The organism is Dellaglioa sp. CoH-57-MRSF-21 (assembly GCF_056781915.1).
Genome location: NZ_JBXAXU010000001.1, coordinates 1 through 16785, shown reverse-complemented (window position 1 = coordinate 16785; position 16785 = coordinate 1). Strand labels below are relative to the sequence as shown.

The 16785-nt window shown below is 34.3% G+C and carries 14 protein-coding genes and 1 other annotated feature; of the genes, 8 read left to right on the top strand and 6 right to left on the bottom strand.

The features are described from left to right. Positions 1-50 precede the first annotated feature (50 nt). Positions 51-2324, bottom strand: a complete 2274-nt coding sequence (locus AC1RPQ_RS00070; RefSeq protein WP_481761125.1) for a hypothetical protein — start codon at positions 2322-2324, stop codon at positions 51-53. Positions 2325-2450: 126 nt separating this feature from the next. After that, a complete protein-coding gene (locus AC1RPQ_RS00065; RefSeq protein ID WP_481761126.1) occupies positions 2451-2672 on the bottom strand; it encodes a hypothetical protein in 222 nt (73 codons plus the stop codon). Between the two features lie 274 nt (positions 2673-2946). Between AC1RPQ_RS00065 and efp the strand changes: the two genes are divergently transcribed. Continuing rightward, on the top strand, positions 2947-3510 hold the full coding sequence (gene efp, locus AC1RPQ_RS00060) for an elongation factor P (protein WP_409021902.1): 564 nt from the start codon (positions 2947-2949) through the stop codon (positions 3508-3510). A gap of 61 nt (positions 3511-3571) precedes the next feature. Further along, positions 3572-4381 (top strand): sugar-phosphatase, encoded by an 810-nt coding sequence (yidA, locus tag AC1RPQ_RS00055; protein ID WP_481761127.1) that lies wholly within the window; start codon positions 3572-3574, stop codon positions 4379-4381. Between the two features lie 64 nt (positions 4382-4445). On the opposite strand, the gene AC1RPQ_RS00050 is transcribed toward yidA, so the two are convergent. Together AC1RPQ_RS00050 and AC1RPQ_RS00045 are read right to left on the bottom strand one after the other, a co-directional pair. Next, positions 4446-5960, bottom strand: a complete 1515-nt coding sequence (locus tag AC1RPQ_RS00050) for an ABC transporter permease/substrate-binding protein (RefSeq protein ID WP_481761128.1) — start codon at positions 5958-5960, stop codon at positions 4446-4448. Beyond that, complete coding sequence (locus AC1RPQ_RS00045; RefSeq protein WP_481761129.1) at positions 5948-6919, bottom strand: ABC transporter ATP-binding protein; 972 nt, start codon at positions 6917-6919, stop codon at positions 5948-5950. Before AC1RPQ_RS00045 ends, AC1RPQ_RS00050 begins: the two co-directional genes overlap by 13 nt. 251 nt (positions 6920-7170) lie before the next feature. Here AC1RPQ_RS00045 and AC1RPQ_RS00040 point away from each other — a divergent pair, with 251 nt between their 5' ends. From AC1RPQ_RS00040 to AC1RPQ_RS00025, 4 genes are all read left to right on the top strand, one after another. Next, positions 7171-7614, top strand: coding sequence for a MerR family transcriptional regulator (locus AC1RPQ_RS00040; protein WP_481761130.1), 444 nt, complete (start codon positions 7171-7173; stop codon positions 7612-7614). Between the two features lie 39 nt (positions 7615-7653). Next, positions 7654-8061: a cupin domain-containing protein gene (locus AC1RPQ_RS00035; protein WP_481761131.1), complete on the top strand. Its 408-nt coding sequence runs from the start codon at positions 7654-7656 to the stop codon at positions 8059-8061. Between the two features lie 17 nt (positions 8062-8078). Next, complete coding sequence (locus tag AC1RPQ_RS00030) at positions 8079-8399, top strand: carboxymuconolactone decarboxylase family protein (RefSeq protein WP_481761132.1); 321 nt, start codon at positions 8079-8081, stop codon at positions 8397-8399. Between the two features lie 418 nt (positions 8400-8817). Continuing rightward, positions 8818-9792 carry an aldo/keto reductase gene (locus AC1RPQ_RS00025; RefSeq protein ID WP_481761133.1) on the top strand — a complete coding sequence of 325 codons (975 nt, stop codon included), beginning with the start codon at positions 8818-8820 and terminating at the stop codon, positions 9790-9792. Between the two features lie 136 nt (positions 9793-9928). On the opposite strand, the gene spxB is transcribed toward AC1RPQ_RS00025, so the two are convergent. Continuing rightward, positions 9929-11668: a pyruvate oxidase gene (spxB, locus tag AC1RPQ_RS00020; protein WP_481761134.1), complete on the bottom strand. Its 1740-nt coding sequence runs from the start codon at positions 11666-11668 to the stop codon at positions 9929-9931. 143 nt (positions 11669-11811) lie between these two features. Further along, positions 11812-12759 carry an NADP-dependent oxidoreductase gene (locus AC1RPQ_RS00015; protein ID WP_481761149.1) on the bottom strand — a complete coding sequence of 316 codons (948 nt, stop codon included), beginning with the start codon at positions 12757-12759 and terminating at the stop codon, positions 11812-11814. A 163-nt stretch (positions 12760-12922) separates the two neighbouring features. Continuing rightward, positions 12923-13124, top strand: a binding site (T-box leader). 57 nt (positions 13125-13181) lie between these two features. Between AC1RPQ_RS00015 and tyrS the strand changes: the two genes are divergently transcribed. Both tyrS and AC1RPQ_RS00005 read left to right on the top strand, forming a co-directional pair. Then, entirely contained in the window at positions 13182-14438 is a 1257-nt protein-coding gene (gene tyrS / locus AC1RPQ_RS00010; protein ID WP_481761135.1) for a tyrosine--tRNA ligase, read from the top strand. Beyond that, positions 14438-16480, top strand: coding sequence for a cation:proton antiporter (locus AC1RPQ_RS00005; protein ID WP_481761136.1), 2043 nt, complete (start codon positions 14438-14440; stop codon positions 16478-16480). Before tyrS ends, AC1RPQ_RS00005 begins: the two co-directional genes overlap by 1 nt. The last annotated feature ends 305 nt before the right edge of the window (positions 16481-16785 follow it).

Sequence of the window (16785 nt, the reverse complement as noted above, 5' to 3'; positions counted from 1 at the left end):
TCAAAAAGACGTCTAATTTTTATTAGGCGTCTTTTTGTCGATTAGATTTCTTATTCTTTTGATGAATCTACAACGATACTTGGTGATGATAATGACCAAGTTGCGTTATCTTGAAATTTACCAGGATGAGTAATTTTTTTAGTTTTTAGACTTAATGATAATTGTGCAGAATAGTAGTTTTTACTAATAACTGATGTTGTATCAGAATCAAAAATAGTTGAGTTTAAACTTAAAAGAGTATCTTTAGATGTAATTGTTTTAATATCTGAGGCATTCCCATAAGTGATTGTGGAATTACCAAGCATACTCGTTTGCAATTTTTCAAACCAACCAAGTTGATCGGGAATAAAGAAAGGATCACTTAGATTATCTTTATCACTTGTGCTAACAACTAAATTCCAGTTAAGTCCAAAAGGATTATCGACAGTTAACAAACCAGTTGCAGTTACTGTAGGTGTTTTTTCAGAAGTTCCTGCTGTAAAATTACCAAAATCAAATACTTTTGGATAGGATACTAAAAGATCTCCTGCAACGTGTAAATTATATGAAATAGGCGTGTAATCCGGATTTAATTTTGCGAGATTTGCAGCAGAAATTGTATCATTCGTTTTACCGCTTAAGATATCATTAATTGTGTGATTACTATAACTGGAATAGGTACCCGAATCGTGAGTTGATGTGACTAAATATGAAATTCTATTCTTATGGAAAAGATGATAACCAATCAATTCATTGTCATCAATTAATTTAGAATATGTAGTCCCATCAGTATAAGCAGATTCGTCATATTTATATTTACTATGGTCCGTACTGTATTGTTTTGCAAGATCGTCCGCATCTTTTGCAGTGATTTCTAGTTTAGAATTTGTAAGTTCAGTTGTTCCATTTTCTGAATATTTTTCCCAAGGACCATTATTGAAACTGTACCATAAGTAATATTTTTCAGTTTTATCGGTTGTTGATTTCGTATCTATATTGACTGTAGTATCAAGTGATTTTTTAGTTGTTTGAACGGTATTTTCAGGTAATTCATCAGTGATATTGTTTAATGAATAGTGAAAATCGTAAGGGTCTATTTGTGGAATATAATGAGTCGTACCAGATCCAGTATCTGTAGAAGTATAACCCGGTAACGAAATAGACTTAATAGTAGGATGAGATGAGTTACTTGAATCAGGATCTTTTAAAAATTCTTGTATAGCGTCATCTCCAAAATCATCAGACGCATCAAAAATACTTTGATAGGCAAGGTCACTAGGAACGTTTAAATTACCAATAATATTTTGTCCAGTAACAATACTCCCATATAAGAGACCATCGCTACTTGAATCAACGTCGACATCAGCACTAGGTGCTAATACTGAACCATATAAAGGACTCTTCCAACTTCCGACAAAAATCTTACCATTTTCAGTATTAAAATTATTACTAATATGTGAAGACGTATTGTAGACAGATTTCACTTTTTTAGAGTTTTTATCAGTTGTATCGATTGCAACGGGTTCATCGGATAGAAGATTTTTAGCGGTGGTATCTGAACCATTACTATTTTGTCCGGAAAATAGCGTTCCATCACTATTACCAGCTAACTTGTAATCTATCGAAGATCCGTCAGATTTAGGTGGATACGCATTGAAAGTCATCCAGCTACCTTGATTGAAATTAAAACTGATACCAGCATCATTATTAGAAAAATGCTTATAATTTAACATGAAAAATGGCATTTTCATTGTGTTAATATCAAAATTGACTAAATTAATTTTGATACCAATAGCATCTTCAAATGAAGGAATAGAGCCATCAATATCTGCAAAGACAACGCCTTGATCTGTTGAAGCAGTATTCATATCAACGGTTAATTGAATAACCGTTTTACCAGGTGCATATTTTTCAGCATCAATTGATTTATCTGTATTTAAATCAACACGTTTGATAGCATTATTAGATTTAGTAGTAGAACCTGTTGCTTTAGAGTTTGAGAAATTTGTTGAAGTGAAACTAGCGTAATAATCACTGACATCAGTAATATTTTGAGTAGCATCAGCAAATGATGAAATATCATTGCTTGACATAACAGGAAAATCAGAAAGTTTATCAATAGTATCTTTTTTTGCATTAAATTGCTTGATAGCATCAGCGTAACCGGCATTACTTGAAGGTATGGACCAACCAGCAATGGCTTTTGCGATTTCATCATCAGGGGGAGAATTCTGTAGATAGTATGATAAATCTTTGACTTTATCATTAGATTTTGAAAAAACAAAGCTATTTTTATTACCATACCACTGAATCATATCAGCCCCGGTAATATTTTCTGAAATCATTGTAGGATTAACCTTTGCATAATCAGCATCAGTTAAATTAGCAGTTGAATCATGAGCATAATTTTGTAAGTATTTTATAGAAGAACCTCCGGCGGTACCTGAGGAAGTAAATGTTTTGGCAAAAAATTAACCTTGTAGGGAGTCAATATCATTAGAATTAAACGTGATTGTACCACCAGCGAAACCAGTGACATTCGTGGCAGCCCCCATTGGATAACCTACAGGAGGCGTGTATGATGTAGCAGCTTGTGTAGTATAAATTGGTAACGTTAAAAAGAACAAGCTGAAACAAAGGATGATAATCGATTGATAGGTAGTAGATGAGTTAATATATTTGTTTTTTAGCAAAATAAGACTTCCTTTCAAAATAATTAAAAAATTAACTATTTGATTATATATATATTATAGCCTTGCTAGTATAGGATGTGTAGAGATATTGTCGAAGTATTTGGACAAATATAGCTTATAATTTGGATATACGATTAATAATAAAGAAAATGCGCTATTTTTGACTTTTTATTTAATAAAATCCAGTGATGTTTGTAAGTGTCACTATAGATTAAGCCTTTTCAATTTGGTATACTCAATGAGAAACGTTTTATAAAAAGGGAGATAATAAATTATGATTGAAGCAATTAACTTAAAAGCCGGAATGACTTTTGAACAAGGCGGTAAATTAATTAAAGTTTTAGAAGCAAGTCATCATAAACCGGGTAAAGGTAACACAGTTATGCGTATGAAATTACGTGACGTTCGTACTGGATCAACTGTTGAAACAACAATGCGTCCAGAAGTTAAGGTTGAACAAGCTAATATTGAAACAAAACCAGTTCAATTCTTGTACAACCAGGATACAATGGCTATTTTTATGGATTTGGAAACATATGAACAATATGAAATTCCAAGAGAAATTATCGAACATGAAGCAAAATTCTTATTGGAAAATATGGAAGTTAAAATCCAATTTTACGGTACAGAAGTTATTGGCTTAACATTACCAACTGTTGTAACATTACGTGTTACTGAAACACAGCCTTCAATCAAAGGCGCTACAGCAACTGGTTCAGGTAAACCAGCAACAATGGAAACAGGACTTGTTGTTAATGTTCCTGATTTCATCGCAGCAGATGATGTTCTTGAAATTAATACACAAGAAGGTACATACCTTAAACGTGCACCTAAATAAGATTGAAAAGGTAGTCTCTTGAGACTGCCTTTTTTTAATCATTTAAAATGAGGAGATTACTATGGGAATTAAACTAGTTGCAATAGATATTGATGATACGTTACTAAATCCAGAGGGTAGATTAGCAAAAGAAACAATTGATGCCGTCAAAAAAGTGACACAAAAGGGAATTAAGGTTGTCCTTTGTACGGGACGACCTTTAGCTGGTGTGGTTGGATTTCTTGAACAATTAGGGATTAGTGGGGATGACCAATATGTCATTACCTACAACGGTGCAATTATTGAAACAGTAAGTGGAAAACGTCTAGCGCAACATACGTTAACCTTTGATGAGTATATAGCTGCAGATAAATTAAGTTATGAATTAAATGTTCATTATAATATTTTAGATGATGAGAGCCGAATTTATACATCTAATAAAGATGTTGGTCGTGTGACCGTTATTCAAGCAGCTGAAAATAATGAAGGATTATTTGTACGAAATCCAGAGGAAATGTCACGGGACTTAACCGTTTCTAAAATTATGTTTGTGGATGAACCTGAAGTTTTAGACGCACAGATGATTAATATTCAAAAAATATTTGATGATAGTTATTATGTTGTACGTAGTTTGCCAGAATTTTTAGAAGTTTTGAATAAAAAAGCTAATAAAGGAAATGCATTAACAGATTTAATTGCAGAACTGGGATTAAAAGAAGAAGAAGTTATGGCAATGGGAGATCAACATAATGATTTAACGATGTTTGCCGTAGCCGGAACGACTGTTGCGATGGGAAATGCCATTCCTGAATTAAAAGAAGCAGCAACTTATGTAACAGAATCGAACGTTAATCATGGTGTTGCGGTTGCATTAGAACGTTATGTAGGTTAAATAACGATAAAATATAAAAAAGTTTGGAGTCCGCATGAGGTTAGCGAGATTCCAAACTTTTTATTTAGTCTAAAAGATGTTGCTTTGTTAAGTAGTCGTGTGCGACGGTACTTGCTGGGACATTTTTAACATCAACTAGATAATTCATTTTTTGCATATCTGTATCAGAAATTTTTCCGGTTAATTTATTTAAACTTTTTTTGATGGATGGATATTTTTGTGAGATGCCCTTTGCAACAAGTGGGGCGCCTTGATAAGGTGGGAATAAAGACTTGTCATCTTTTAATGTGACCAAATTATATTTGACGAGCTGACTATCAGTTGAATAGGCATCAACTAAATTTACATTACCATTCACAATGGCTTGATAGCGAAGTGCTGGTTCAAAAGATTTAGTGTTAAATGACAAATGATACTTGCTTTGTAACCCTTTGTAACCATCATCACGGTTTAGAAACTCAAGCGTAAAGCCTGCCTTTATTTTTGAAGATACTCGTGATAAATCAGAAATTTTTGATAGATGGTATTTAGTTGCAAAGTCTTTAGTGACAGCGACAGCATAGGTGTTTTGATAAGCCATCGGATTTAAATAATCTAAATCTGATTTAACTTTAATTTCGGTTTTTGCTTGCTGGTAGGCTTTATTTTCATTTGTACTTTTGAGTGGTGATTTTACTAACTCTTCAAGTACCGTACCTGAAAATTCTGGGTAAATATCGATTGAATTAGATTTTAATGCAGAGTATAGAAAACTCGTTTTACCAAAATTTGGTTTTAAAGTAACCTTGATATTGGCGTCGTCTTCTTGAATTAAATCTTTATACATATTAATTAGAATTTCAGGTTCTGCCCCCATTTTACCAGCAATGACTAATTCTTTTTTCTGATGTGTGAAAGTATTGATTGTGGCACCAACAGCAAATAGGAATCCTAAAGTAATTAATATAATGGTAATTGTTTTTATCTTTAAATTCTGCAATTGCCGGATTAAAACACTGAAAACAATAGCTAGAATAATAGAACTCAACGCGCCAATAATAATCAAGCTCATATCATTTCTATCAATTCCCAGCAAAATAAATGTTCCTAACCCGCCAGCACCAATTAAAGCAGCTAGTGTTGCGGTTCCAATAATTAGAACAAGCGCAATACGAATGCCTGAAATAATTAGTGGCATAGCTAAGGGTAATTCAAATCGAATAAGTTTTTGCGCACGTGTCATACCAAATGCAGTTGCGGCTTCTTCTAATGATGGATCAATACCAGTTAAACCTGCATATGTGTTCTGAAAAATGGGCAGTAAAGCATAAACAACTAATGCGATAATTGAAGGTAGTGTTCCAATTCCGACTAGTGGAATTAATAGCCCTAGCAGCGCGAGTGAAGGAATTGTCTGTAAAACACTGGTAATTTGCAACATAATTTCTGCTGCTCTTTTATGCTGTGCTAACCAAATTGCTAAAAAGACGGCAATGATGGTTGCAATCAGCAATGAAATTAATGATATCTGTAGATGTTGAAGAATAGCGGTCCATAAATCAGCACGGTGCATTTTAAAAGTTGTTATTAAATTTGCCATTGGTCATCCACCTCGCTATCAGACATGCTTGCACCATAACGAATTAAGCATTGGGCATCAACTGCACCAATGAGATTCTGGTCGTTATCTTTAACATTTATAATTGTATATTTAGAAAGTAGAGATATGAGTTCTTTAAATGTTGTTTGAGTTGAGGTGACGTGATTATTAGCGAGTTCATCAATTGGAAGACTAAATGATTTTTGAATCATTTCAGCTAAATTAAATTGCGTGTTGGATACGTCTAACCCAAAAAACTCTGAAATAAAATCATTTTTTGGTGCATTTCTAATTTCGTCAGGGGTACCAACTTGAATGAGATTGCCATCATGCATAACACCAACACGAGTTCCGAGGCGAAGAGCTTCAGACATATCATGCGTAATGAAAATAATGGTATTGTGTAGTTCCTCATGTAAATCGATGACGATATCTTGTAATGTTTTTTTTGAGATAGGATCCAGCGCACTAAATGGTTCGTCCATTAAAATTAATTTTGGTTTAGTTGCAATTGCTCGTAAAATACCAATTCGTTGTTGCTCGCCACCGGATAAATCGCTAGGCATTCTCTTACGATATGCTTCAGGCGGTAAACCAACACGTGTTAATAAGGCATCGACACGTTCTCTTTGTTTGTTTTTAGGCCATTTTTGTAATTCTGGTAATAAGCTGATATTTTCAGCAACTGTCATATTAGGAAATAAAGCAATCTGCTGTAAGACATAGCCAATCTGTGAACGTAAAGTATGTAACGGAATCTGATCAATATTTTGATTTTCAAAGTTAATAGTACCCGAGGTGGGCTCAATTAATCGATTAATCATTTTTAAAGTTGTCGTTTTACCACTACCACTAGGGCCAACAAGAACAAAAAGTTCCCCTGTATCAATATGTAAGTTTAAGTCGTTTAATACGGTAACTGTTTTGAATGTTTTGTTTATGTGTTTGAAATCTAACAAAAGCTAACCCTCATTTCTTCTTATTTTATATGTAATATATCTGGAAATGGTAACTATTTCGATGTAACTCTACATGAATGAAAATTATTAAGCAAAGATTTTGTTTTAAAATGTTGGAATTAAATTTTAGTGTAGGAACGGTCTGAATTGATGGATGGAGTAAGCCTTAATATTAAAAATAATATGTAGAAAAGCTTGACTTAGAGTCAACTCTAAGTGTTTTAATAGAAACTATTGAAGGAGGCGATTGAATGACTAATGAGCAACAATATAAAATTGGTGAGTTTGCTAAATTAGTTGGGTTATCAAGTTTTACATTGCGTTACTATGAAAAAGAAGGCTTAATTAAGCCTCACCGTAATTCGGCAGGCTTACGTTATTACACGGAACATGATATTAAATGGGTAGGATTTTTGCTTCATCTTAAAGGGACAGGGATGCGGATTAATGAAATAATTAAATACGTTGAACTACGAGCACAAGGTGATGCAACCATTAAAGAACGACGCGAGATGCTCAGCAAGGTAAAAGAAAATGCACTGTCTGAAATGGTAGAATTACAGCATAATATTGAAATTATTTCTCATAAAATTGATTGGTATGACAGAAAAGTTTCACACAGAACAAATGGAAACGAAGTGTCAGAAGATATTAGTTTTGAAAAGTATCTAGAACAATTCGCGATATACGATTAACGCTAGGTTAACCGTATAAAATAAAGTGAGGTAATTATAATGAATGAGGAACAAATTAAAAACGGTCTTTTTCCAATAGGTGAAAAAAATGAAGCATATAAAGATTTCTTTGTTGGTCAAAGTTATTTAGACATGTTAGTGGCGGATCCAGATATAAACGTTGGTGTTGGAAATGTTAGTTTTGAACCTGGAACACGTAATAATTGGCACATCCATCACGACGGTTACCAACTATTATTGGTCACTGCCGGTGAAGGTTGGTACCAAGAAGAAGGTCAACAAGCACGACGTTTAAAAGCTGGTGATGTTGTTGTCACAAAAGACGGGATTAAACATTGGCACGGTGCTACAAAAGATAGTTGGTTCTCACATGTTGCTATTACAGCAGGGACACCTGAATGGTTAGAAGCTGTTGATGACGAAACGTACGGTAAATTAAAAGATTAATAGGAGGATATTATATTATGGTAAAGAAACAAACAGCAGGTCGCGATAACTTAGGCGAATTTGCACCTAAATTTGCAGAATTAAATGATGATGTTTTATTTGGTGAAGTTTGGTCACGTGAAAGTGAATTACCAGCACATCAACGCAGTATTATAACAATTTCAGCTTTGATTTCAGGTGGTAACTTTGAACAATTGCCAGCACATATGGCAATTGGCAAAACAAATGGAATTACGAAGGAAGAAATTGCTGAAATTATCACACATTTATCTTTCTACGTTGGTTGGCCTAAAGCTTGGTCTGCATTTAATATTGCAAAAGATGTTTTTGAAGACTAATTATTTAAAAGTGGGACATGAATTAAATAAATACTGGCTCCGTACTTTGTCAAAAGTATCGAGTCAGTATTTTTGCTTACCTAATTATTTCTTGAGGTCTTGTCTGATTAAAAGTGAAATTATAACAATCGTAATCGCGGCAATAATAAATTCTACATTCAAAAAGTGTTTATTTATGAAAAATGCAACAATGACTCTAACTATGGTTGCAATAGCTAACGTTAAGATGAATGTTTTAATATAATGGACATTTATATAATCGTTTATTTTTTTAAACATGGACTCAACTCCTTCAGTTACCTAATAATAGTGGCACAAATTAATAAGATAAGCGAATTTTAAGTAACATTAAATGATTGTCCAGCAGACGTGAAAGCGCTATAATATAATTTGTAATTAGTTTAGGAGGAGATAGTTAATGTATCAAGCAAATGAAAAACGTTATGATAAAATGATTTATAATCGCCTCGGTAATAGTGGATTAAAAGTTTCTGCTATTGCCTTAGGCTTATGGAAGAACTTTGGGGATGAGACACCTTTAGCAACGCAAAAAGATATTATTGAAACAGCATTTGATAATGGAATTACTTATTTTGATTTGGCAAATAATTACGGTGATGGTGCTGCCGAGAAGAATTTTGGGCGCATTTTACGTGAAGATTTAAGTGCCTACCGGGATGAAATGGTTATTTCGACGAAGGCAGGTTACTATATGTGGCCAGGTCCTTATGGCGAATGGGGTTCAAAGAAAAACTTGTTTGCCAGTATGGATCAATCATTACAACGTATGCAGCTAGATTATGTTGATATTTTCTATCACCATCGTCCAGATCCAGATACACCGTTGGAAGAAACAGCTGAAGCTTTGGATTTACTCGTTCGCCAAGGTAAAGCCTTATATATTGGAATTTCAAATTATCGGGCACCAGAAGCTGAAAAGATGATTCAATTACTAAAAGCTAAAAATACACCTATCGTTGTCCACCAACCTAGATATAATTTATTAGATCGTTGGATAGAAGATGGATTAAAAGATGTTTTAAAACAAGAGCAGATAGGAACAGTTGCTTTTAGTCCTTTAGCACAAGGGTTATTGACTGATCGTTACTTGAATGGTATTCCAGACGATTCTAGAGTGAAACGATTTGATACCTTGTCTACTGAGAGAGTTGAATCAACACTTAAAAAGGTTCGTGAATTAAATGAAATTGCAAAAAATCGCAACCAGACATTGGCTGAAATGGCGCTATCTTGGGATTTGAAAGATAATTCTGTTTCGTCGGTTATTATTGGTGCTAGTCGTGTGAGTCAATTAAAGGATAATTTAAAGGCATTAGAGCATTTGGATTTTGCACCAGAAGAATTAGCAAAAATTGATAAAATTGTGAAATAAGAAGAGGTATATAAAGAGAACCCTTGGGATTGAAATGAAATTCAATCCCAAGGGTTCTCTTTATATCTTTTTTTGTTCTATAAAAAATGTATTTTAACTTAATTAAGCTAAGATACATCAATTAAATAAAAACTATTTAATCTTGATTTTCAAGGATTTCTCGAAATGGAATTAAACCCTCTGCTTGGTATTCTTTAACAAAAGCTTTAACAGCATCTGGATCTTGTGTTTTAGGATCAATAATGAGCTGTTCAACAGGAAGTGGACGGTCAGAAGTTACTTTAACATCGATAACAACAGGCACTTTTGAACCTTTAGCTTCAGCAAAAGCAGTTTTTAATTCTGCTAATGTCCGGACGGTATACCCTTTAGCTCCCATGTCGTTGGCAATTGCGCCCCAATCAGCATCAATTAAATCAATACCTGAGTGTGGTTGTTGTTTATCATCTTGTTCAGCGCGGATGAATCCAAGTTCCTGATTGCTTAAGACAACGTTGATGATAGGCATGTTGTATTTAACTTGTGTTAAGACATCTTGCATGACCATCGTCCAACCACCGTCACCAGAAATTGAGAAAACTTGACGGTCTGGAAAGGCAGAGTGAGCCCCAATTGCTGCGGGTAGTGCATACCCCATCGTTGCGTACCATGCGGATGTTGTAAATTTATTTTTCTCACCAAGACGTAAGAAACGCATTGCTTCAATCGTTACATTACCAACATCAATTTGGAAAATTGCATCGTCATCTTTAATTTTATTAATTTCATTGAAAACTGGTTCAAAACGAAGTGGTTTACTGTCATCTTCAGTAAAGCTATCAATCCATTTAATCCAGTTTTCTTTGTTAGCGATGGCAGCTTTGTACCATTTTGTTGGTGCAACTGGTGTTTTAACGGCCTTATTTAATGCGATTAAAGTTTCCTTACCATCGGCTAAAATAGGGACATCAACTGAATGACGTTTACCTAATTTTTCAGAATCAATATCGACCTGAATAAATTTAGCATCTGGAGAAAAGAAATATTCACCAAATGGAAAATCAGATCCAATGAAAAGAACAGCATCAGCGCCACGAAGAAGGTCAACGCCGGGTTTGCCAGCAACTCGTCCAGCAGAACCCATGTATGCTTTGTAATCATCAGGAATAATTGTTTTAGCAAGCGCAGTTGTTGCGATTGGTAATGATAATTTTTCAGATAATTCAATTAATTCTTTTCCAGCGCCACGAACACCTTTCCCAGCATAAATAATTGGTGTCTTAGCTGTTGTTAAAATATCTAAGGCATCTTGAATTTGTTTATCACGAGGCATCGGATAAAGAGGTTCTTGGTGTGTTGCGGCTGTTGAAACAAAGGTGTCATCGATTTCTTGCCAACCTAAATCGGTCGGAATTGTGACAACTGCGACGCCATTATATTTGTAGGCTTGACGGATAGCTTCATCAACAACAATGGGTAAGTTTTCGGGTGTAGTAGCTGTTCTGTTATAAATAGAAACATCCTCAAACATTGGATTTTCATTCATTTCTTGGAAGTAATTTGTATTCATCACTTGTGTACCAACTTGGCCGACTAAGGCAAGAACAGGAACACCATCATATTTAGCATCGTAAAGTCCGTTTAATAGATGGACAGCACCGGGACCAGCGGAACCAAAAGTAACACCTAATTTTCCAGTTACTTTAGCTTCACCAACTGCTGCGAGTGCGCCGACTTCTTCATGACGAACTTGTACATAATTAATTGTATTTTTACGATTATGTAGTGCATTCATTGTTGAATCAAATGAACCACCTGGCAACCCATAGACGGTTTTAACGCCCCAATCTTCTAAAACTTTGAGCATGGCATCTGATGCATTAATTTTTTTTGGCATAATAGTAAATCTCCTTCTTGAAAAATTTTATTCTACAAGGATAGTATAAATCTACCAATGAATTAACACCAGTGAAAGCACTTACTTTTAGTAATTAAAAAAGGTAGTTCAGACAAAAAAGTCTGAACTACCTAAATAGGGTTTTATTTAAAACGAACGATAATTTTACCAAGTGCATGATGAGATTCACTACGATCGTGAGCTTCTGCTACACCTTCTGCAGAGAATTCATGAACTGAATCTAAGGTCACTTTTATAGTGCCATCTTCAAGCATATCAGCTAATTTAGTTAATTCTTCACCATTTGGGTCCAACCAAATTGAATCAAAAGTCACATTTCTTGCTTCAGCAAGACCTGCTGTTTTTTCAGAATCCATCCCAGTAATAGCAACTAAACGACCTGTGCCATGTTTTAAGATATTAACTGATTTTTCTTGTGCGTCACCACCGATTGTATCAACTACAAGGTCGATATCTTTTAAGATTTCCGCAAAATCAGTTTCATGGTAATCAATGACTTGGTCAGCGCCAAGTCCTTTAACAAAATCAATATTCTTCGAGCTAGTTGTGGTAATAACGTAAGCACCAACTGATTTAGCAAGTTGAATAGCGAAAGAGCCAACGCCACCTGAACCAGCATGAATAAAGACTTTTTCACCTTTTTCTAAATGACCATGATCAAAAAGGGCTTGCCATGCAGTTAAACCAGCTAAAGGAACAGCAGCAGCTTCTTCAAAGCTAATATTTTTAGGTTTTGGTGCAAGCAAATTAGCATCAACAGCAGTATATTCGGCGTAAGTACCAAAACGAGTCGTGGCAGGGCGTGCGAAGACTTCATCACCAATTTTCCAATCGGTTACGTTAGCGCCTACTTCTGTGATAACACCCGACACATCCCAACCTAAAATAATAGGAAATTGCCAGTTAAGCATACCTTGTAAAAAGCCTTCACGCGTTTTCCAATCAATTGGATTAATTCCAGCTGCTTTTTCTTGAACAATTACTTGATCCGCCGTCATTTCAGGCATAGCTACTTCACGTTGTTTAAGTTTATCTTGTCCGCCAAATTCATCAATTACAACGGCTGACATCATTTTCTTTTCTGTCATCGGATTCCTCTTCTTTCCAGTTACTTTTAATTTGTAAGTGAATTGTATCGAATAACGAAATAGAATGCAATCAAGACACTCTTTTATAGTATTAATATTCTTATGGTTAAAATTGACATTTAGACTTTATTTACGTATATTATAGCTATAAGTGATGAAGTAGTTCAGTAATTTATCGATCAATTTTAAAGAAACCTGGTGGTCGCTGGAAATCAGGAATTATCGATGAGTGAAGTACGCTATGGAGCTAACAACGATTCATCTCGTTAACGATGATTGAGCGATTAGCTACTATATTATGTAGATAATAACTTGGGTGGTAACGCGGAAATTAATTCGTCCCTGATATCTTTTTTAGATATCAGGGATTTTTTTATACTTATATTATATAGGAGGAAACAGAAATGAATATTATTGACGAACTAGAATGGCGCGACGCAATTAATCAAACGACAGACGAAGATGGGTTACGTGAACTAACGTCTGAAAAATCAATTGGCTTATACTGTGGGGTTGATCCAACAGGGGATAGTATGCATATCGGACACTTAATTCCATTTATGATGTTGAAAAGATTTCAATTAGCAGGACATCATCCATACATCATTATTGGTGGTGGTACAGGTTCAATTGGTGATCCAAGTGGTAAAAAATCTGAACGTGTGCTGCAATCGATGGACCAAGTTCATCATAATGAGCAAGCTCTCACTGCACAGATGACCAAATTATTTGGACAAGATTCAAATATTTCAATTGTAAATAACTATGATTGGTTATCAAAAATTAGCTTGCTTGATTTCTTACGCGATTACGGTAAGTTATTTAATGTAAATAGCATGCTCGCAAAGGATGTTGTTGCAAGTCGTTTGGAAGTTGGTATCTCATTCACGGAATTTACATACCAAATCTTACAATCAGTTGATTTCCTACATTTACACAAGCACCATGATGTTCAATTACAAATTGGTGGGGCTGATCAATGGGGGAATATTACTGCAGGAATTGATCTTATTCATAAAGAGCTAGGTTCAGACACAAAGGCATATGGGCTAACAATTCCACTAATGCTTAAGGCTGATGGTACTAAATTTGGTAAAACAGCTGGTGGCGCAGTTTGGTTAAATCCAGAAAAAACAACACCATATGAATTCTACCAATTTTGGTTAAATCAAGACGACCGGGATGTTGTGAAATATTTGAAATTTTTCACATTCTTAACGTCAGATGAGATTGCTGAATACCAAAAATCAGTTGAAACAGCTCCAGAAAAACGTGAAGCACAACGCCGCTTAGCACGAGAAGTAACAGAATTTGTTCATAGTCCAGAAGCTGTAATTGAAGCCGAACATATTTCTGCAGCTTTATTTTCAGGCGAAGTGAAAGAATTAACGACGAGTGAAATTGAACAGGGGTTTAAAAATATGCCTTCTGTTGAATTAGCAGCAGAACCAGAGAATATTGTTGAGTTATTAGTAAATACAAAAATTGAATCATCAAAAAGACAAGCACGTGAAGATATCACTAACGGGGCTATTCGTATTAATGGTGAAAAAATTCAAGATTTAGATTTTATGATTGATCCTGCTACAGAATTTGATGGCAAATTTGTGATTATTCGTCGTGGTAAAAAGAAATATTGGTTAGGACGCGTTAACGCATAATGGCACTATTTTATGTAATAGCTTTTCTTGTGGCGGGGATTATTATTTCAAATGTAATTCACGAAATTCTTCCTAAAATACCAGATGCTTTTATTCTTATTGTAATTGGTCTGTTGTTGTCATTAGTACCAGTCATGGCTAATTTCGAATTAGAACCAGAATATTTTATGTTATTCATTATTGCACCACTTATGTTTAATGATGGGCAAAAAACATCTGTTAGGGGGATCCGTAAAAATTTTCATGCGATACTTTTATTATCAGTAGTTTTAGCGCTTATTACAGTTGTAATAGTAGGGTTGTTAGCGAATCGATTAGAAGTTCGATGGACATTGCCACTTGCAATAGCACTAGCTGCGATTGTGACACCAACTGACGCCATAGCAGTAAAATCCTTAACATCAGCATCAAAACTTGATTCAGGGGTTAATACTGCCTTAGAATACGAATCATTATTTAACGATGCAAGTGGATTAGTGATGTTAAATTTGGCATTATCTGTGATGGAAAAAGGAACATTTTCCATCTATAGCGGATTATTTCAATTTATTTTTGTTGCAGTTGGTGGTATTGTAGTTGGGGTTATGGCAGGTGGAATCTTAGTTATCGTTAGAACGTATTTTAATAAGAGGGTAACTTCACCAGAATTAACGATTATTCCAATTGCGTTGTTAACACCATTTATTGTTTATTTATTGGCGGAAAGTCTAGGGACATCGGGAATTATTGCTGTTGTAACTGCAGGGATTGTTCATAATATTGAATCCGAGCGTTTAAAATTAACTGCAACACGTGTCCAGTTAGTTTCGTCAACAATATGGGATACGTTGACCGCAATGCTTAACAGTATTGTATTTATTTTATTGGGAATTAGTTTACCTGAAATTTTCCGGGCACTGATTAAACTTGGAACGAGTCAGTCGTTTGAGTTGTTGAGTCTGGGTTTGATAATCTATGTAGTCATGATTGGTATCCGATACACTTGGGCATTAATTGGAAAAGAACCACATATTGCTGCCTTTTTCGGTCCTTCAAAATCAAAAAAAAGACGAAAAAATGCATTTGTTTTTGGGTTGAGTGGGGTACACGGAACAATCACGTTATCAATGGCATTTTCATTACCAATGTTAATAAATGGACGGGCTTTTCCGTATCGAGAAGAAATTTTAATCATTGCAACTACTGTCATATTATTAAGTATGATAACACCAGCATTAGTGTTGCCTAAAATCTTACTAGCTAAAAAGTTATCATTTAATAAAGAAGAATTAAATTTTTCACGAATACAAATGATTGATTACGCTAGTTTACATTTAACAGAACGTATTCAATCTAACGATGTGAGATACGCGGTGATTCAACAATTACAATCACAAAAAGGGTTTAATGATATTCAAGGGTATGATAAACATCAAGAATTATTTAAAAAAATTAATGAAATTGAAGATGAATTTTTAAATAGTAATGAGATAAAAGAAATTTATCCTGCCCGAGTACTCAGTACGTACAGAAAAATTTTGGATACAGATTATGGTGGACAACGATTAAGTGTTAATCGAATCATTCGATCAGTAGAACATCAGGTTAGGCATGAAGCGTGGCATATTAGCCATGGGCAAATAACTCGTGGACAGAGAAGTAAGGCCAGGAAACAATGGGCTAAAGATAATATAGAAAAAATGCAAATACACAATGATTTCCGATCATTATTATGGGACTTGGAGAATCAATTGCATGAAGTAATTGAACAATATTTACATGATTTAACAAAAGAACGTTTGGCTAATGCACATGGACAACTAGATGATATTCAGAATGTTGAAAGATTTATCGAAGATCGACAAAGACACTTTCGTAGAGATTACGAAGAGAATGAAAAAATATCAGTAGATTTATTTATTCAAGCATTTCAATTAGAATATAATTATGTTCAAACACAATATATAGCAGGAATAATTAACGAGCAACTTGCTAATAAGTTGTATGATGAAATAAATCAGGCGCAAACACTACAAATGCAGCAACTATTAGTTGAACATTAAATAAAAAATAATTTCAAAAATCAGGATTAATAGTCTATTTTTGAAATTATTTTTTTATTTAAGACCTATAAAGTAATTAAAAGTACAGATGTATACGATTACATCAATATTTTTAGATTTAATTTAAATAAAGGCTTGACGAAGGTCATTATTCTTGGTAAAGTAATAAACGTTGCCTCAGTAGTAAACAACTAATTCAAATGTGACCAGTTAATTAATTAAAAAAAATCTTGACAATTAACGAAATCCTTGATATGATATAAAAGTTGTCAAAAGCAACCAAGTAGATCTTTGAAAACTGAACA